The organism is Pseudomonas sp. 10S4 (assembly GCF_034344865.1).
Lineage (GTDB): Bacteria > Pseudomonadota > Gammaproteobacteria > Pseudomonadales > Pseudomonadaceae > Aquipseudomonas.
Map to the genome: position 1 here is coordinate 6,887,716 of NZ_CP133774.1, position 14,813 is coordinate 6,902,528.

Annotated in this window: 12 protein-coding genes; 2 read left to right on the forward strand and 10 right to left on the reverse strand. The window is 61.7% G+C overall.

The genetic code is table 11. The annotated features are described in order from the left end of the window. Window positions 1-64 precede the first annotated feature (64 nt). The gene (locus RHM58_RS32075) at window positions 65-1,555 is read left to right on the forward strand and encodes an aldehyde dehydrogenase family protein (RefSeq protein WP_322269181.1); all 1,491 of its coding nucleotides are present in this window, start codon (window positions 65-67) and stop codon (window positions 1,553-1,555) included. 123 nt (window positions 1,556-1,678) lie between these two features. Here RHM58_RS32075 and RHM58_RS32080 read toward each other — a convergent pair whose 3' ends face one another. The 7 genes from RHM58_RS32080 to RHM58_RS32115 all read right to left on the reverse strand — a co-directional run bounded on the left by RHM58_RS32080 (window position 1,679) and on the right by RHM58_RS32115 (window position 11,240). Continuing rightward, a complete protein-coding gene (locus tag RHM58_RS32080) occupies window positions 1,679-2,968 on the reverse strand; it encodes an NAD(P)/FAD-dependent oxidoreductase (RefSeq protein WP_322269182.1) in 1,290 nt (429 codons plus the stop codon). Further along, entirely contained in the window at window positions 2,965-3,642 is a 678-nt protein-coding gene (locus tag RHM58_RS32085; RefSeq protein ID WP_322269183.1) for a S8 family serine peptidase, read from the reverse strand. Before RHM58_RS32085 ends, RHM58_RS32080 begins: the two co-directional genes overlap by 4 nt. Continuing rightward, window positions 3,632-5,350, reverse strand: coding sequence for an ABC transporter ATP-binding protein (locus RHM58_RS32090; protein WP_201191679.1), 1,719 nt, complete (start codon window positions 5,348-5,350; stop codon window positions 3,632-3,634). Before RHM58_RS32090 ends, RHM58_RS32085 begins: the two co-directional genes overlap by 11 nt. After that, the gene (locus tag RHM58_RS32095) at window positions 5,350-7,254 is read right to left on the reverse strand and encodes a sigma-54-dependent Fis family transcriptional regulator (RefSeq protein WP_201255836.1); all 1,905 of its coding nucleotides are present in this window, start codon (window positions 7,252-7,254) and stop codon (window positions 5,350-5,352) included. Before RHM58_RS32095 ends, RHM58_RS32090 begins: the two co-directional genes overlap by 1 nt. A 243-nt stretch (window positions 7,255-7,497) precedes the next feature. Beyond that, on the reverse strand, window positions 7,498-8,523 hold the full coding sequence (locus RHM58_RS32100) for a histone deacetylase family protein (RefSeq protein WP_322269184.1): 1,026 nt from the start codon (window positions 8,521-8,523) through the stop codon (window positions 7,498-7,500). 153 nt (window positions 8,524-8,676) lie between these two features. Next, on the reverse strand, window positions 8,677-9,906 hold the full coding sequence (locus RHM58_RS32110) for a Zn-dependent hydrolase (RefSeq protein ID WP_322269185.1): 1,230 nt from the start codon (window positions 9,904-9,906) through the stop codon (window positions 8,677-8,679). A gap of 23 nt (window positions 9,907-9,929) precedes the next feature. Then, entirely contained in the window at window positions 9,930-11,240 is a 1,311-nt protein-coding gene (locus RHM58_RS32115; RefSeq protein WP_201191111.1) for an MFS transporter, read from the reverse strand. Window positions 11,241-11,403: 163 nt separating this feature from the next. Here RHM58_RS32115 and RHM58_RS32120 point away from each other — a divergent pair, with 163 nt between their 5' ends. After that, window positions 11,404-12,336, forward strand: coding sequence for a LysR family transcriptional regulator (locus tag RHM58_RS32120; RefSeq protein ID WP_322269186.1), 933 nt, complete (start codon window positions 11,404-11,406; stop codon window positions 12,334-12,336). On the opposite strand, the gene RHM58_RS32125 is transcribed toward RHM58_RS32120, so the two are convergent. The 3 genes from RHM58_RS32125 to RHM58_RS32135 are packed head-to-tail and all read right to left on the reverse strand — an operon-like array spanning window position 12,333 to window position 14,721. After that, window positions 12,333-12,944, reverse strand: a complete 612-nt coding sequence (locus RHM58_RS32125; protein WP_322269187.1) for an RraA family protein — start codon at window positions 12,942-12,944, stop codon at window positions 12,333-12,335. The two genes, RHM58_RS32120 and RHM58_RS32125, sit on opposite strands and share 4 nt — an antisense overlap. After that, on the reverse strand, window positions 12,937-13,329 hold the full coding sequence (locus tag RHM58_RS32130; RefSeq protein WP_322269188.1) for a RidA family protein: 393 nt from the start codon (window positions 13,327-13,329) through the stop codon (window positions 12,937-12,939). The genes RHM58_RS32125 and RHM58_RS32130 overlap by 8 nt, the downstream gene beginning before the upstream one ends. An 18-nt stretch (window positions 13,330-13,347) precedes the next feature. Continuing rightward, the gene (locus RHM58_RS32135; protein WP_322269189.1) at window positions 13,348-14,721 is read right to left on the reverse strand and encodes an MFS transporter; all 1,374 of its coding nucleotides are present in this window, start codon (window positions 14,719-14,721) and stop codon (window positions 13,348-13,350) included. Window positions 14,722-14,813: the final 92 nt, after the last annotated feature.

Sequence of the window (14,813 nt, forward strand, 5' to 3'; positions counted from 1 at the left end):
TCGCCAGCAAACTGGCACAACCGTTGCGAAAGCGCTGATCTCACGAATAAAAAGAGATCTCACCATGTCGCTTCCTTATTTGCTTCCCGCCACTTCGGCCTTCATCCAGCGCGCGCCGCGCATGCTGATCGGCGGCGACTGGGTCGAGGCCGCCGACGGCCAGACCATGCCGCTGCACAACCCGGCCACTGGCGAAATGCTGTGCGTGGTGCCACGGGCGACGCCCGAGGATGTCGACCGTGCAGTACTCGCCGCCCGCCAGGCCTTCGATGATTCAGCCTGGACCCGCACCCGCCCGCGTGAGCGGCAAAACCTGTTGTGGAAACTCGCCGACCTGATGGAGCGCGACGCCGAGCTGCTGGCGCAACTGGAATGCCTGAACAACGGCAAAAGTGCGGCGGTGGCTCAGGTGATGGACGTGCAATTGTCCATCGATTTCCTGCGCTACATGGCCGGTTGGGCGACCAAAATCGAAGGCTCCAGCGTTGAAGTCTCGTTACCGCTGATGCCCAACGATCAGTTCCACAGTTTCATCCGGCGCGAAGCAGTGGGCGTGGTCGGTGCCATCGTCGCCTGGAATTTTCCGTTGCTGCTGGCCTGCTGGAAACTCGGCCCGGCCCTGGCCACCGGCTGCACCATGGTGCTCAAACCCGCCGACGAAACCCCGCTGACCGCACTGAAACTCGCCGAACTGGTGCTGGAAGCCGGCTACCCCGAAGGCGTGTTCAACGTGGTCACCGGCACCGGCATCACGGCTGGCTCGGCCCTGACGCACAACCCGTTGGTGGACAAGCTGACCTTCACCGGCTCGACCGCCGTGGGTAAGCAGATCGGCAAGATCGCCATGGACTCCATGACCCGGGTGACCCTGGAACTGGGCGGTAAATCGCCAACCATCGTCATGGCCGACGCCGACCTGAAGACTGCCGCCGCCGGTGCTGCAAGTGCGATTTTCTTCAACCAGGGCCAGGTCTGCTGCGCCGGTTCCAGGCTGTATGTGCAGCGCAAGCATTTCGAGAATGTGGTGGCGGACATCGCCGACATCGCCAACGCCATGAAACTCGGCAACGGCATGGACCCGAGCGTCGAGATGGGGCCGTTGATTTCGAAGCGTCAGCAGGAGCGGGTTTACGGATATATCGAAAAGGGTCGGGAAAGCGGCGCGACCATCGCGTGCGGCGGCGAGCAGTTCGGGCCGGGGTTCTTCGTCAAACCGACAGTGATTGTCGATGTCGATCAGAAGCACTCGCTGGTGCAGGAAGAAATCTTCGGCCCGGTGCTGGTGGCAATTCCGTTTGATGACGAAGCCGATGCGCTGCGCATGGCCAATGACAGTCCGTATGGATTGGGGGCGAGTATCTGGTCCAATGATCTGGCGGCGGTGCACCGGATGATTCCGTGGATCAAGTCAGGGTCAGTGTGGGTCAATTGCCATAGCGCGCTGGACCCGGCGCTTCCGTTTGGCGGGTACAAGATGTCCGGGGTTGGGCGGGAAATGGGGTATGCGGCGATTGAGCATTACACCGAGTTGAAGTCGGTGTTGATCAAGTTGTAATCGGCGGCGTTCTTTAGGCCGCTATCGCGAGCAAGCTCGCTCCCACATGGGTTTTGTGTCGATCACAAATCCACTGTGGGAGCGAGCTTGCTCGCGATGAGGCCAGCCAAGTCACCCAACATGTCAGGGCTTGAAACCCTGCTGCAACAACCAACCCCGAACCACCCGCCCCTGCTCCACCGTCAACCCGGCCAACGCCTGCTCCGCTGGCTCGCTGCGCAACCGCCGCACCAACGGCGCCAACTCAACCCCCTGAACATGCCAGATCCCCAGCGGCTGATCCGCTGTCACCACCACTTCAACCTCATCTACAAACCCATCCCGCAGCACCGGCGCCCGCTCAATCCGCAACGCCGCAAAATCCGCCTCGGCATGCGCCACCTCGGCATCCGGCCACTGTCGCCGAGCCTGCCAGAACGGTTGATCCCGCCAGCGCTGCTCATCGGCATAAAAATCTCGTCCGATCCGGGCAAAGCGCAAAAACAACTGCTCCACCCGCCGCTGATGAAAGCGCTGGGCCAACGCCGTTCGCTGCGGCTTACGCAGCAAGGTGTTGATCACCGTGGGCGCCTGCAATGCCGAGGACAACGACTGAAAAATCCCGTTGCCCGATAACGGGTCTACCGCCATCGCCGCGTCACCCACCCGAATCCAGTTATCGCCGCAGACCTGTGGGCACAAAATCGCTGTGCTGCTGCGGGCGTGCAGTTGCAGATCGTATTCAGGTTGATGACCGAAAAACGCCCGAGCCACTTCCGAACCGTGGCGCCGCTGACGACAGTAATCAAGCAACTGAGCCTTACCCGGTAACGAAGCACTGGCCACGTCCACCGTCCATTGCCAATAACATTGACCGTCGGCCCGCCGCGCCATCCAGGCCCAGCCGTCCTCAAGACTTTCCACAGCGCTGGCGGTACTGCCCGGCGTGCCTTGCCAGCGATTGAGCAGGCTGACCGTCTCCGGCCCGCGCAAGCCTTTACCGAGCGCTGGAGCGGAACGTCCACGAGCCTCCACCAGAAAATCCGCGACCAACACGTCGTGTCCTTCAATTTCGACCCGATGCCCGGTAGCCGAGGACCGCACCGTCAGCACCCGCCCTTCGATCATCTCAACACCAGCCAGACGCAAATCCTCGCGCAATCCACGATCAAAACTCGGACGGTCCAACAAATATTCGATGTTCTGCGCATGCTGCTGACCATTCCACGACACCTGTCGCTGGGAAGGTAGCGCCGCGTCCGCCAATGCGTGATTCAGTCCCGCGCCGCGCAACGCCTCCAGCACTCGAATGGAAACCCCTTCGAGCGCGGCAAACCGTCGCCATTCGCTGACCAGCGTCACCGGGTAACCGAGTCGACGCAAACCCAAGGCAACCGCCGCTCCTGCGGGCCCTGCGCCAAGAATCAAAATCATGGCCCGCTGCGCCGTTCTGGACCACGATAACGAGCGTTCTCTCGCAGCCATTCAATGACCTGCTCATTGCTCACATCAGGATGAGCAACCAGGAAACCGGCAATGTGTCCGCTCAACGCCGCACACCCCAGACTGGCCCCGGACTGCCCCGGATACGTCCCATGCACACACGCCGCGAAATCCGCCTGGGCACTGTTGAGCCACGACCATTCGTTCTCGGCACAACGGGCATCACCAGTGACGCGCAACACCTGTGGATATTTCGCTGGATACACGCCCTCGCCCTGAGCCGGACTCGATGCACACAACAACACGCCGCTCGCCACGGCTGCCGCGCAGGCTTCGCGCAACAAGCTGCGGTCCTGCCGCAACCCCAGGCTCAAATTGATCAGCCGCACATCCTGCGCCACCAGCCAGTCAATCGCCGTGGCGATCTGCAAGGCACTGGTGACGCCACGCTGGTCAAACACCTGCGCCACACAAAACACCGCCGCCGGCGCGCGCCGCCCGATGGCCTCGATCACCGCGCTGCCGTGGCCAAGCGGATCGTCGCGTAAATCACTTTCCGCCAACCCATCCTCCAGCAACGAAAACCGGCGCCCCGCAACAACCTGCACTCGCTGCACCGCCGAATGACCGCTGTCCACCACGCCAATTCGCAGTTCAGGCTTCATGCATCACCGTTTTCGAGGTGAGCACACCGTCGAGCAATTCAAAGCGCAGATCGGCGTCCGCCAGAGTCGATGGACGATGGCTGATAAGGATGCGCGTACGCCCGGCAAACAGTCGGTCGATGGCTTCGATCACTTCACGCTCGGTGGCTTCATCCACCGCCGAAGTCGCTTCGTCGAGCACCAGAATCAATGGGTCCTGCAACAGCGCCCGGGCAATGGCGATCCGCTGTTTCTGCCCGCCGGAGAGCTGCTGACCGCGCTCACCCAACGGACTGTCGAGGCCTTCGGGCAAGGATGCGATCAGGCTGTCGAGTTGCGCCAACTGCGCAACACCGGCAATCGCCTCGCGACTGGCATCCGGCACCGCATACGCCAGGTTATCGGCGAGGCTGCCGCGAAACAGCACGATGTCCTGACTGACGATCGCAATCCGTCGACGCAGCTCGAACAGGTCCAGTTCCCGCAGATCGATTTCCCCCAACAACACCCGGCCAGATTGCGGATCGTGATGCCGTTGCAGCAGGTCGATCAGGGTCGATTTGCCGACACCCGAGCCGCCACTCAGGGCGACTTTCAAACCGTAGGGAATGCGTGCATCAATCCCGCGCAAGGTGCTCGGACGCCCCGGATGGCTGAAATGCACGTTGTCAAAACGCAGCTCGCCGCAGCGCGGTATCGGCTGCGGCGTGACCGGTGTGAGCACGGTCGGCTCTTCGCCGCGCAACTCCATGACGCGCCCGAGGCTGACGGTCATCCGCTGAATGGCGACATAGAGCCCGAGCAGACTTTGCACCGGCCCCACCGCCATCCCGAGATAAGTTGAAAACGCGATCAGCGCGCCGAGTTGCCACGTCCCCTGCACCACCCAATAACCGCCGATCAAAAACGCACAGGCCCGCGACAACGACGTCAGTGTGCCGGGCACAGCCTGGGTGAAAAACTCGGTGACTTGCAGGCGCAGCAACTGGCTCATATAACCCTGGCCCAAGCTCTCCAGCCGTCGCGCTTCGCGTTGTTGCTGGCCGGCGGACTGGATGAATTTCATCACCGGCAGGGTCTCGACCATGAATGACGACATGTCCGCCGAACGCTCGCGCAATTGCCGCACATCGCGCTCGACCTTGCGCCGCATCCAGCGCAGCCACAGCACGTCGAGGGGAATCAGCACCAGCGCCAGCAGCGAGAGTTTCCAGGACAAGGTCAGCAGCATCGCCACGGAGAAGAACAGCCCGATCACGCTCGATACCGCCGAAAACAACGAGTCCACGGCAAAGCGCTGAATCTCTGCGACGTCGCCATCGAGGCGCGACATCAGGTCGCCGATCCGCCGCTGGCCATAGAAGCTCGGCGACAAGGTCTGCAAGTGTCGATAAAGGTCATCGCGCAGGGCGAACAGGATCCGTCCGGACAGCCGCGTGTGCAGGTAACGGTTGATCCCCGACAGCGCCGTACCGAGCAAACCGGCGACGATCATCAACCCCGCGATCAGCACCAACACCGGGAAATTGCGCCCCAGCAGGCCGTCGTCAATCAGCAGTTTGGTCAACCACGGTTGCACCAGCACCAACAACGAAGCGCAGACCGACAACCCGAGCAACCCGGCAATCGCCAGTCGATGCGGTCGCACGAAGCTGTAGAGCCAGCGCAACGAAGATTGCAGGGCTTGCGGATTCTGGCTGTCGATCAGCCGAACGATCAGGCGCTGCATCACGGGCGCAACTGCTTGAGTTTGCGATACAGGGTCGCGCGGCTGATGCCCAACGCGTCGGCGGCGGCCGAGACATTGCCCTGATGCGCGTCGAGGGATTGGCGAATCAGCTCCAGTTCGTTTTCGCGAATGCTCCCGGCCTGCGGGCGTTCGGTGGCGGTCAAGTCATCGAGCATGCTGTCGGGCAAGTGGTCGAGGGTGAGCACGGTGTCCCCCACCTCGCGCATCGCCAACGCCGTGCGCAAGACCATCTCCAATTGGCGGATGTTGCCCGGCCAGTGATAGCCGCCGAGCAATTTGCTCAGGTCGTCGTGCAAGGTGACGGTCGGGGCGTCGAGTTTGGCCAGCAGTCGACCGACCAGGCCACTGAAATCTTCGCGTTCGCGCAGCGGCGGGAGCATCACGCTGATGCCGTTGACCCGGTAGAACAAGTCTTCGCGAAAGTGTTTGTCCTCGACCAGACGCTTGAGGTCGCGGTGGGTGGCGCAGATCAGTGCGACGTCGATGTCCTGCTCTTCGCCAGCGCCCAATGGCGCGACTTTGCGGTCCTGCAACACCCGCAGCAGTCGCGCTTGCAAGGCCAACGGCATGTCGCCGATTTCATCGAGGAACAAGGTGCCGCCGTGAGCCTGTTGCAGGCGCCCGACCATGCCGCCACGGCGTGAACCGGTGAAGGCGCCTTCGCGGTAACCGAACAATTCTGACTCGATCAGGCCTTCGGGGATCGCCGCGCAGTTCACCGCGACGAAGGGTTTGTCGCAGCGCGTGCCGGCCATGTGCAGGGCACGGGCGATGACTTCTTTACCAGTGCCGGTTTCGCCGAGCAGCAACACCGGCAGTTCATTCGCCAGGCCTTGTCGGGCCATGCGCAAGGCGCGGGCATAACGGACATTGCTGCCGGCCAGGGATTCGAGGTCCGGTTGTGGTTTGGCGGGTTTGGCAACCGGGCGCGGCGTGGTGCCGACGTTGATCGAACGCTGCGGTGCACGCAGGGTTTTGTAGAAGAATTCGCCCTTGGCGGTTTGCAGGCTGCCGATGCCGCCCTGTTGCAGCCGGGCCAGCAGTTGCAGGCCATCGACCCCGAGAAACTCCTCGCAGCGGTGCCCCACCAGTGCCGAACGCTCGGCGCGCAGCAATTGGCAGGCCTGGGCGCTGACCGCGAGGATCTGCCCGCCGAGGCTCACCGCCAGCAGGCCTTGCCACGGCGATTCGAGGTACTGCCGACGGCTGTGGAATGCGAGGACGATTTGATCCGGATAACTGGCGTTGAACACCCGGCTTTCAATCTGGCTGACGGCCATGGCCAACAACGCAGTGCTGTCGTGAACCCGGCCGAGTGGGCCTTCGCGAGTGAGGTCGAGGACGCCGAGGATGTCGCCTTGCGGGCAGTGGATCGGCACTGAGGTGCAGGAGAAATCGCTCAGCCGATCCAGGTAATGTTCGCCGCAATCGATCAGGGTCGGTCGGGCTTCGACCAATGCGGTGCCGAGGGCGTTGGTGCCGCGAGCGGCTTCACTCCAGCAGGCACCGAGGGTGATGTCTTGCAGGCCAGAGCCCTTGAGGCGGTCGGCGCGGCCTTCGACGGCGAGGATGGTCGCGTCGGAGTTGGCGAGGATAATCAGCCCTTCCTTGCCCTGGCGCTCGGCCAGGTAATCGATGGCCGGCATCGCGGCGTCGATCAGCAGGCGATTGCTCGCCAGCAACACTTCAAGGCTGGCGCTCGATTCGAGCGTCAGTTCGTGTTTGCCGTTGAAATGCACGCCGTGGCTGAGGCTGCGCCGCCACGAGGCATCGATTTCCGCACGCAATACGCCATCGGGGACTTCGCCTTCGAGGTGAAGCTTTTCCCGGGCCAGCCGTGCTTCCTGTTGCGGTTTGGGATGTGTTGTTTTTATGAGTGTCATCAAGCGCTCCGCAGCGGTCCGCTCGGCGCTTTTTGAAATCAGCGCCCTGATGCCAATCTTTACGTTAACGTCAGGGCGATGGCAAGAGTTAGGTAGAGGAAGGCTTGCCTGTGGCGAGGGGGCTTGCCCCCGTTCGGCTGCGAAGCAGTCGTAAAACCATCGCCTGCGGTTTACCTGACACCCCGCAGTCGCAGGTTTTGGGGCCGCTGCGCGACCCAACGGGGCAAGCCCCCTCGCCACAGGTCAAAGGTGCCAAACGTCGGAATTCACAAAAAACGCCCGGGCGTTGTCCTCAAGACTCTCCAGGTGATAACCGCCCTCCTGCACAATCAGGCACGGTAACCCAAGGCTGCGAATCCGCTCGCCCAACACTGCAAACCCTTCCCGCGTCACCGCCACTTTGCTCTGCGGGTCCAATTCAAAAATATCGAACCCCAGGGACAGCACCAGCACCTCGGCACCAAAGTCTTTCACCGCCGCCAACGCCACCTCAAGTTGCCCGAGGAAATCCGCCTCGCTAGCGCCGTGAGCCATCGGCAGATTCAGGTTGAAACCCTCCCCCGCCCCGACGCCACGCTCATCGGCAAACCCGGCCACCCCCGGATAGAAGTTGGTCGGATCGCCATGCACCGAGACGTACAGCACGTCATCACGCTCGTAGAAAATCTCTTGAATGCCCTGGCCGTGATGCATGTCGGTGTCGAGCACCGCCACCCGTTCAAACCCGCCGAGCAACACTTGGGCCGCGACTGCGGCGTTGTTCACGTAGCAGAAACCGCCGGCCGCTTCGGCTCGGGCGTGGTGCCCCGGTGGACGGCACAAGGCATACGCGGCCGGTTCGCCGTCGAGTAACGCCTGGGCACCGGCAATCGCGCTTTGCGCCGACCAATAAGCCGAACGCCAGGTCTGCTCACCCACCGGGCAACTGCCATCGGCCAGATAACGGGAAGCCTGGGCGAGAATCCCGCGCAGGGCGTTGGGCTCGCGGACGAAGATGTTCGACATGACTTCGTCGCCCCAGTCCTCGGGGATTTCCTTCCAGCGTTGATGGGCTTCCTGCAGGAACGCCAGGTACGGCGCACCGTGTACCGCCAGCAAAGGAGCGAGTCCCGCGTCGGCGGGTTGCTCGACTTTGAAGCCCAAAGAATGAGAAGCCTGTACCAATCTTTGAGCGCGCTCCGGCACTTCCTGTGGCGTGCGCATTTGCCCGCGGGAGTAGTAGCTGCGTGGATGGTGGAGCAATTGTTCGGGGTGAAAAAAACTGCGCATGGGATAAATTCCTGTCAGCTAAACGTAGATCTTGAAACCGGGTGCATCCTCCTGTGGGAGCGGGCTTGCTCGCGAATGCGGTGTGTCATTCAGCATCGATGTTGGCTGATACTCCGCCTTCGCGAGCAAGCCCGCTCCCACATTGGATCGGGTTTATTCAGCTCTTTGGGCGCGAGCCAGGACTGCGTGGAGCAACACGTCAGTGCCCTGTCGCACGTCCTCAGGCAACACGTCTTCCGCTTCGTTATGGCTCAACCCACCCACACATGGGATAAACACCATCGCTGTCGGGCAGAACCGCGCCAGGAGAATCGCGTCATGCCCGGCGCCACTGACAATCGATTGCTGAGCGTAGCCCAAGGCATCCACCGCGTGCTGCACCGCCGCCACGCACTCGGCGTCGAATGGCGTGGCCGGGCTGATCCAGTGTGGGGTGATGGTCAGATTCAGGCCACGACCGTCGGCAATCGCCTGAAGTCGTGCGCGGACTTGCTGCTCCATCGCCTCAATCGCTTCGTCACGGTGATGACGCAAGTCGACGGTGAAATTCACCAGACCCGGAATGGTGTTGCGCGAGGATTTATTGATGCCCAACTCGCCAACGGTGGTCAGGCCTTCCGGGGCGAAATCAGTGGCTAGAACTTCGATGGCCTGAATCATCTGCGCCACGCCGTAGAGGGCGTCCTTGCGCAACGGCATCGGCGTGGTTCCGGCATGCGCAGCCATGCCTTCGACCCGCACGTCGAGCCAGCGAATCGCCTGGCCGCCAGTGACCACGCCGATGCTCTTGGCATTGTCTTCGAGGATCGGCCCTTGCTCGATGTGCGCTTCAAAGTACGCATCCACCGCGCCGCCCAACGGCCGTTCGCCGGCATAACCGGTGCGTTGCAGCGCTCCGGCGACGCTGATGCCATCGATGTCACGCACCATCAGCGCCGCGTCCAGTTGCATGATGCCGGTGAACACCGCCGAGCCAAACATCGCCGGGGTGAAACGCGCGCCTTCTTCGTTGGTCCACACCGCCACTTCCAGCGGCTTGCGGGTCTGGATGCCAAGGTCGTTGAGGCAGCGGACCACTTCCAGACCGGCGAGCACGCCGTAGACGCCATCGAAACGGCCACCTTCAGGTTGAGTGTCGAGGTGACTGCCCATCATCACTGGCGCAGCGTCCGGGTCAGTGCCGGCGCGGCGGGCGAACAGGTTGCCGATAGCATCGACGCTCAGGGTCATGCCGGCTTCGCGGCACCAATGGGAAAACAGTTCGCGACCGGCCTTGTCTTCATCGCTCAACGCCAATCGGCAACTGCCACCGCGGGCCGTGGCGCCGATTTCCGCCATGGCCATCAAACTCGCCCACAGGCGTTCACCATTAATTTTCAACATAAGTTACTCCTGCAAACGTTGGATTAAGCGTTGGCCAATTCAAGGCGTTCAGCGCTGGCATGGCGACGGGCAAGGGACAAGACACAGATCAAGGAAGTGGCAGCGATCAGGCTGTAGAACACCGCCAGCGGCCACCATTGGCCGGCGAACTTGTGCGCCAGCAAAGTGCCGATCAGCGGCGTCAGGCCACCCGCCACCGCACCGCAAATCTGGTAGGCCAGGGAGATCGCGGTGTAGCGCACGCGCGTCTCGAACATACCGCTGACGTACCCGGCAATCACCGCGTAGAACGACGCCATGCACACCACCGCCAAGGCGATGCCAAGGATGATCAGCGGCGCCTGGGCCGAGCTGACCAGCACGAACATCGGGTACGGCGAGGCCATCGCCAGCAGCGACATCAGGCACAGGAACCGCGTCGCGCCGATCTTCTCGGCGACCCACGCTGCCAGTGGTTGAATACAGAACTGAATGACCGCCACCACAAACAGGCACTCAAGGATCAGCGAGCGCGGCAGCGCGAGTTGCTGGGTGGTGTAGGCGATCATGAAAGTGTTGGTGAAATACACCCCGGCGATTCCGAGTGTGTTGGCGCCGATGCACAGCAACAGTGGCCGCCAAGCCGTGCGCAAGACTTCCATCACCGGTGCCTGCTCTTTACGCGTGCTTTTGCTCGCCAATTCTCGGCTGGCGAGAAACTCCGGGGATTCATTCACGCCCAGGCGAATCGCCAGGCCGACCAGCAACAACAGCGAACTGGCGAGGAACGGCAGACGCCAGCCCCAGCTCATCAAGTCTTCTTCGGACAAACGAGTGACCGCGCTGAAAGCGAGCAGCGACAGGATTAAACCGGCCGGGCTGCCCAGTTGTGCAAACGAGGCGAAGAAATTGCGTCGCCCCTTCGGCGCGTGCTCACCCGCCATCAACACCGCCCCGCCCCACTCGCCACCAACGGCGATGCCCTGGACGATGCGCAGCAGGATCAACAGCGCCGGCGCAGCCACACCGATTTGCCCGTAAGTCGGCAGCAAACCGATGCACACCGTGACCACGCCCATCATCAGCAAGGTGATGATCAGCGACTTCTTGCGGCCAATACGGTCGCCAATATGGCCAAAGATAATCCCGCCCAACGGTCGAGCGAAAAAGCCCACGGCGAAGGTGCCGAACGCGGCCATGGTGCTGAACAGTTTGTCGTCGGAGGGAAAGAACAGCGCGCCGAACACCAGGGCGGCGGCGGTGGCGTAGATGTAAAAGTCGTACCACTCGATCATGGTGCCGATGAAGGCAGCCGCCGCGGCACGGCGCGGCTGAGACGAAGCAACAGGCTTCATGGGGTCAGGCTCCTTTGATTGTTTTTTTGGCAGGAGTGAAACAGCAAAACCGAGGCACTCTGGCGGTGCCTGTCTGGGGGTGATTTATCGTCCCGGGGCTATGATTAGTCAATTTTCTATTTATTATGCGAACTATTACGCCAACTTATAATCGAGAACCACCATGGCCGAACGCGACGTGCAACGCCTGCTCAATGACCGTCTGGACTGGAACCTGCTGCGCACCTTTCGGGTGATCGGCCAGGAACTGAGCATCAGCCGCGCCGCCGCCCGCCTGCACCTGACGCAACCGGCGGTGAGCCAGGCGCTGAAGCGGCTGGAAGAACAACTGGGGCGCCAATTGATCGCCCGACGTGGACCACGGTTTGCCCTGACAGAAGTCGGTGAGCAGATCTTCGAACTGGCCGGGGAAATTTACGGGCAGATGTCGCAAGTCAGCAGCGTACTGGAGCAACCGGCCGACGAAGTGATCGGCAAGGTGCGGCTGTTGATCATCAGCCGAATCTTCTCCGAGCGCTTCGATGACTTCCTCGCCGACTTCCATCGCCACCATCCGCGGGTGGATCTGGAAGTGGATGTGATGCGCAGTTCCGACATCGTCAGCGCCCTCCAGGAAAAGACTGCGACCCTTGGCCTGAGCCTCAATCGTCGGCCGCAACCGCGCCTGGAACAGCGATTGTTCCTGCGCCAGCGCTATGCGTTTTTCTGCGGCAAGCACCATGCCTTGTTCGGGCAGCTGAACGTTGCCGAAGGGGATTTGCAGCGGGAGAATTTCGTCAGTTTCACCAGCGACCAGATTGGCGGCATGCTTTCGCCGCTGACGATTTTCCGTGATCAGCAAGGTTTCAGCGGACGGATTGTTGCGTCTTCACCGAGCCTGGAAGAAGTCCGAAGACTGGTGATCGCCGGCTTCGGCATTGGCTGCTTGCCCGAGCACGTGGTGGCGGCCGACGTCGACGCCGGATTGCTCTGGCGCCTGCCACCCCACAAAGGGATTGCCGATGTGGACATTCATTTGCTGTGGAACCGCGAGCAGCGCATGAGCCGGGCCGAGACGATCTTCATCGAGAGCTTGCAACGCTGCCTGACGGCCTAGACGCGCAACACCTGCGCCACCGGCTCACCGGCCCGCAAACGCTCAAGCAAACGCGGTTCGGCAAGATCGGACGCCAACGCCTGATCGATGACCCCGGCTGCCGTTGGCCAGTCGAGAAACAGCACGCCGTTGTCGTCCGCCAGCACCAGATCCCCTGGATTGACCGTCACGCCGGCACACTGGATCGGTTGATTGATCTGGCTGTCCCCACGGCCATGCAACTTGGTGGTCAGCAGGCTGGTGCCACGGGCGAAGACCGGCAGCCCGGCCTCGCGCAGTTCCAGTAAATCGGTGACTGCGCCATCCACCACAATGCCCACGGCCCCCGCGCAACTCGCGGCGCAACTGGTGACGGCGCCGACCGGAGCGTGCTGCCAGTCGCCATCGGTGTCGATCACCAGCACATCGCCGGGTTTGATCAGCGCCAGGGCCTGGTTGACTGCGATGGCATCGGCGCCGACCAGTTTCAGGGTCAGCGCCCGGCCGACCAGTTTCACATTGGGGACCATGGCCCTCAGTTGCGAATCGGCAAAGCCCTTCTCCAGGAAGTGCCCGAGGGTCGGAAAACTCACGGTTTTGAACTGCTCGATCAGCTGGGACTCATCCATGTTGCGACTCCCTGACAATTAGCTCGGCAACGCAATCGATCTCCAGCGACACGCCCCACAACCCCACGCACACCGTGGTCCGTGCCGGCGGTGCATGGCCGAGAAACTCGCGATACACCGCATTGAACGGCTCCAGTTGCGCCGGATCGGTGAGGTAGGCGTTGACCTTGATCACGTGGCTGAAATCAGACCCGGCTTCAATCAGGATCGCCTCCAGGTTGCGCAAGGTTTGCCGAACTTGTTCGGTGAAATCGGCGGGTTGGTCATCAAGAGTGTTCTTGGCCGGAATCTGCCCGGCGGTGAATACCAGATGGCCGCTGATCACTGCCTGGGAGTAAGGGCCGACCGGGCCGATAAAGCCTGGGGCGGATTGAATTCTGCGCATGGTGTTGAGCTCCTTGGGTCAGGCCGCAGCTGATTTGAAGGGTTTGTTGTGAGTGTCGGCAGGCGCCCCAACCGGGACTTCACTGATGTCTCGCTTGAAGGTCTCGGTTAGCAGTAACAGCGCCAGCAACGAAATCAACGCCGCGCCGATCATGTACCAGGCCACCGAAGAACCTTTGCCGGTCGCCGCCAGTAGCGCGGTGGTGACGATCGGCGTCGCCGCACTGCCGAGCAGGCCGGACAACATGTAGCTGATCGACAGCCCGGAATAACGCACCCGCGTGCCAAACAACTCGGCGAGAAAAGTTGCGATCGGCCCGTAGTTGGCGGCGAACGCGGTCATCAACAACAAGTAGCCGAAGATCACCAGCGGCAGTTTTTTGGTGTCCATCAACCAGAACATCGGGAACGCCACCAATGCTTCGGCGACGATGCCGGCAACGATGATCGGTTTACGTCCGTAGCGGTCCGACAGCGCACCGAACACCGGCAACATAACGATGCACCAGACGCAGGACAGCAACACCACGCCGAGCATCGTGCTGCGGCTGAAGCCCAGATTTTGCGTGCCGTAAGTCAGGCCAAACGCGACGATGATGTTGAACGAAGCACCGGTCGACATCGTCGCGATCCCCCCGAGCACCACTTGCTTCCAGTACTTGCGAAAGACCTCCGCCAGCGGCATTTTCACCTGCACCTCAGCTTCCTTGACCTTGTTGAAGGCCGGGGTTTCAGCGATGTTCAAGCGGATATACAAACCCACGGCAATCAGCAGCACGCTGGCCAGGAACGGGATACGCCAGCCCCAGGCCAACAGGTCTTCGGGAGACAGGAAAGCGGCGATCAACAGGAAGGCCAGGTTGGCGATCATGGTCCCGGCCGGAACGCCGATCTGCACCCATGATCCGTACAAGCCGCGCTTGTTGGCCGGCGCATGTTCCACCGCCATCAACACTGCCCCGCCCCACTCGCCGCCCAACGCCAGGCCTTGAACCACCCGCAGCAATAACAACAGGATCGGCGCCCAGATTCCGATGGCTGCGTAGTTGGGCAACAAGCCAATGGCAAACGTGGCAGCGCCCATCGTCAGCAGCGAAATCAGCAACATCGACTTGCGACCCAAACGGTCACCGAAGTGCCCGAACAATGCCGCGCCGACGATTCGCGCCAGATACGCCGAAGCGAAGGTGCCGAAGGCCAGTAACGTGCCGATCAAGGGCACGAAGTCCGGGAAGAACACTTTGTTGAACACCAGCGCGGAAGCGGTGGCGAAGACAAACAAGTCGTACCACTCCACCGTGGTGCCGATGACACTGGCCACCGCGACTTTTTTCATGCTGATGGCAACTTCCGGCGGTGCGCCGGACTTTTCTGCGGACGATAGATCGCTCATCACTGACTCCAGGCATTTATTTAATTGTTTTTACTGGCAGTAAAACGTTTCGAGGCGAAGGATTTTTGTTATTGCTCGCCCAACTTAATGGG

What these genes read in the sequence shown, in the direction of transcription:
- RHM58_RS32075 (WP_322269181.1), top strand. Translation starts at nt 65, where the DNA reads ATGTCGCTTCCTTATTTGCTTCCCGCCACTTCGGCCTTCATCCAGCGC.
- RHM58_RS32080 (WP_322269182.1), bottom strand. Translation starts at nt 2,968, where the DNA reads ATGATTTTGATTCTTGGCGCAGGGCCCGCAGGAGCGGCGGTTGCCTTG.
- RHM58_RS32085 (WP_322269183.1), bottom strand. Translation starts at nt 3,642, where the DNA reads ATGAAGCCTGAACTGCGAATTGGCGTGGTGGACAGCGGTCATTCGGCG.
- RHM58_RS32090 (WP_201191679.1), bottom strand. Translation starts at nt 5,350, where the DNA reads ATGCAGCGCCTGATCGTTCGGCTGATCGACAGCCAGAATCCGCAAGCC.
- RHM58_RS32095 (WP_201255836.1), bottom strand. Translation starts at nt 7,254, where the DNA reads ATGACACTCATAAAAACAACACATCCCAAACCGCAACAGGAAGCACGG.
- RHM58_RS32100 (WP_322269184.1), bottom strand. Translation starts at nt 8,523, where the DNA reads ATGCGCAGTTTTTTTCACCCCGAACAATTGCTCCACCATCCACGCAGC.
- RHM58_RS32110 (WP_322269185.1), bottom strand. Translation starts at nt 9,906, where the DNA reads ATGTTGAAAATTAATGGTGAACGCCTGTGGGCGAGTTTGATGGCCATG.
- RHM58_RS32115 (WP_201191111.1), bottom strand. Translation starts at nt 11,240, where the DNA reads ATGAAGCCTGTTGCTTCGTCTCAGCCGCGCCGTGCCGCGGCGGCTGCC.
- RHM58_RS32120 (WP_322269186.1), top strand. Translation starts at nt 11,404, where the DNA reads ATGGCCGAACGCGACGTGCAACGCCTGCTCAATGACCGTCTGGACTGG.
- RHM58_RS32125 (WP_322269187.1), bottom strand. Translation starts at nt 12,944, where the DNA reads ATGGATGAGTCCCAGCTGATCGAGCAGTTCAAAACCGTGAGTTTTCCG.
- RHM58_RS32130 (WP_322269188.1), bottom strand. Translation starts at nt 13,329, where the DNA reads ATGCGCAGAATTCAATCCGCCCCAGGCTTTATCGGCCCGGTCGGCCCT.
- RHM58_RS32135 (WP_322269189.1), bottom strand. Translation starts at nt 14,721, where the DNA reads ATGAGCGATCTATCGTCCGCAGAAAAGTCCGGCGCACCGCCGGAAGTT.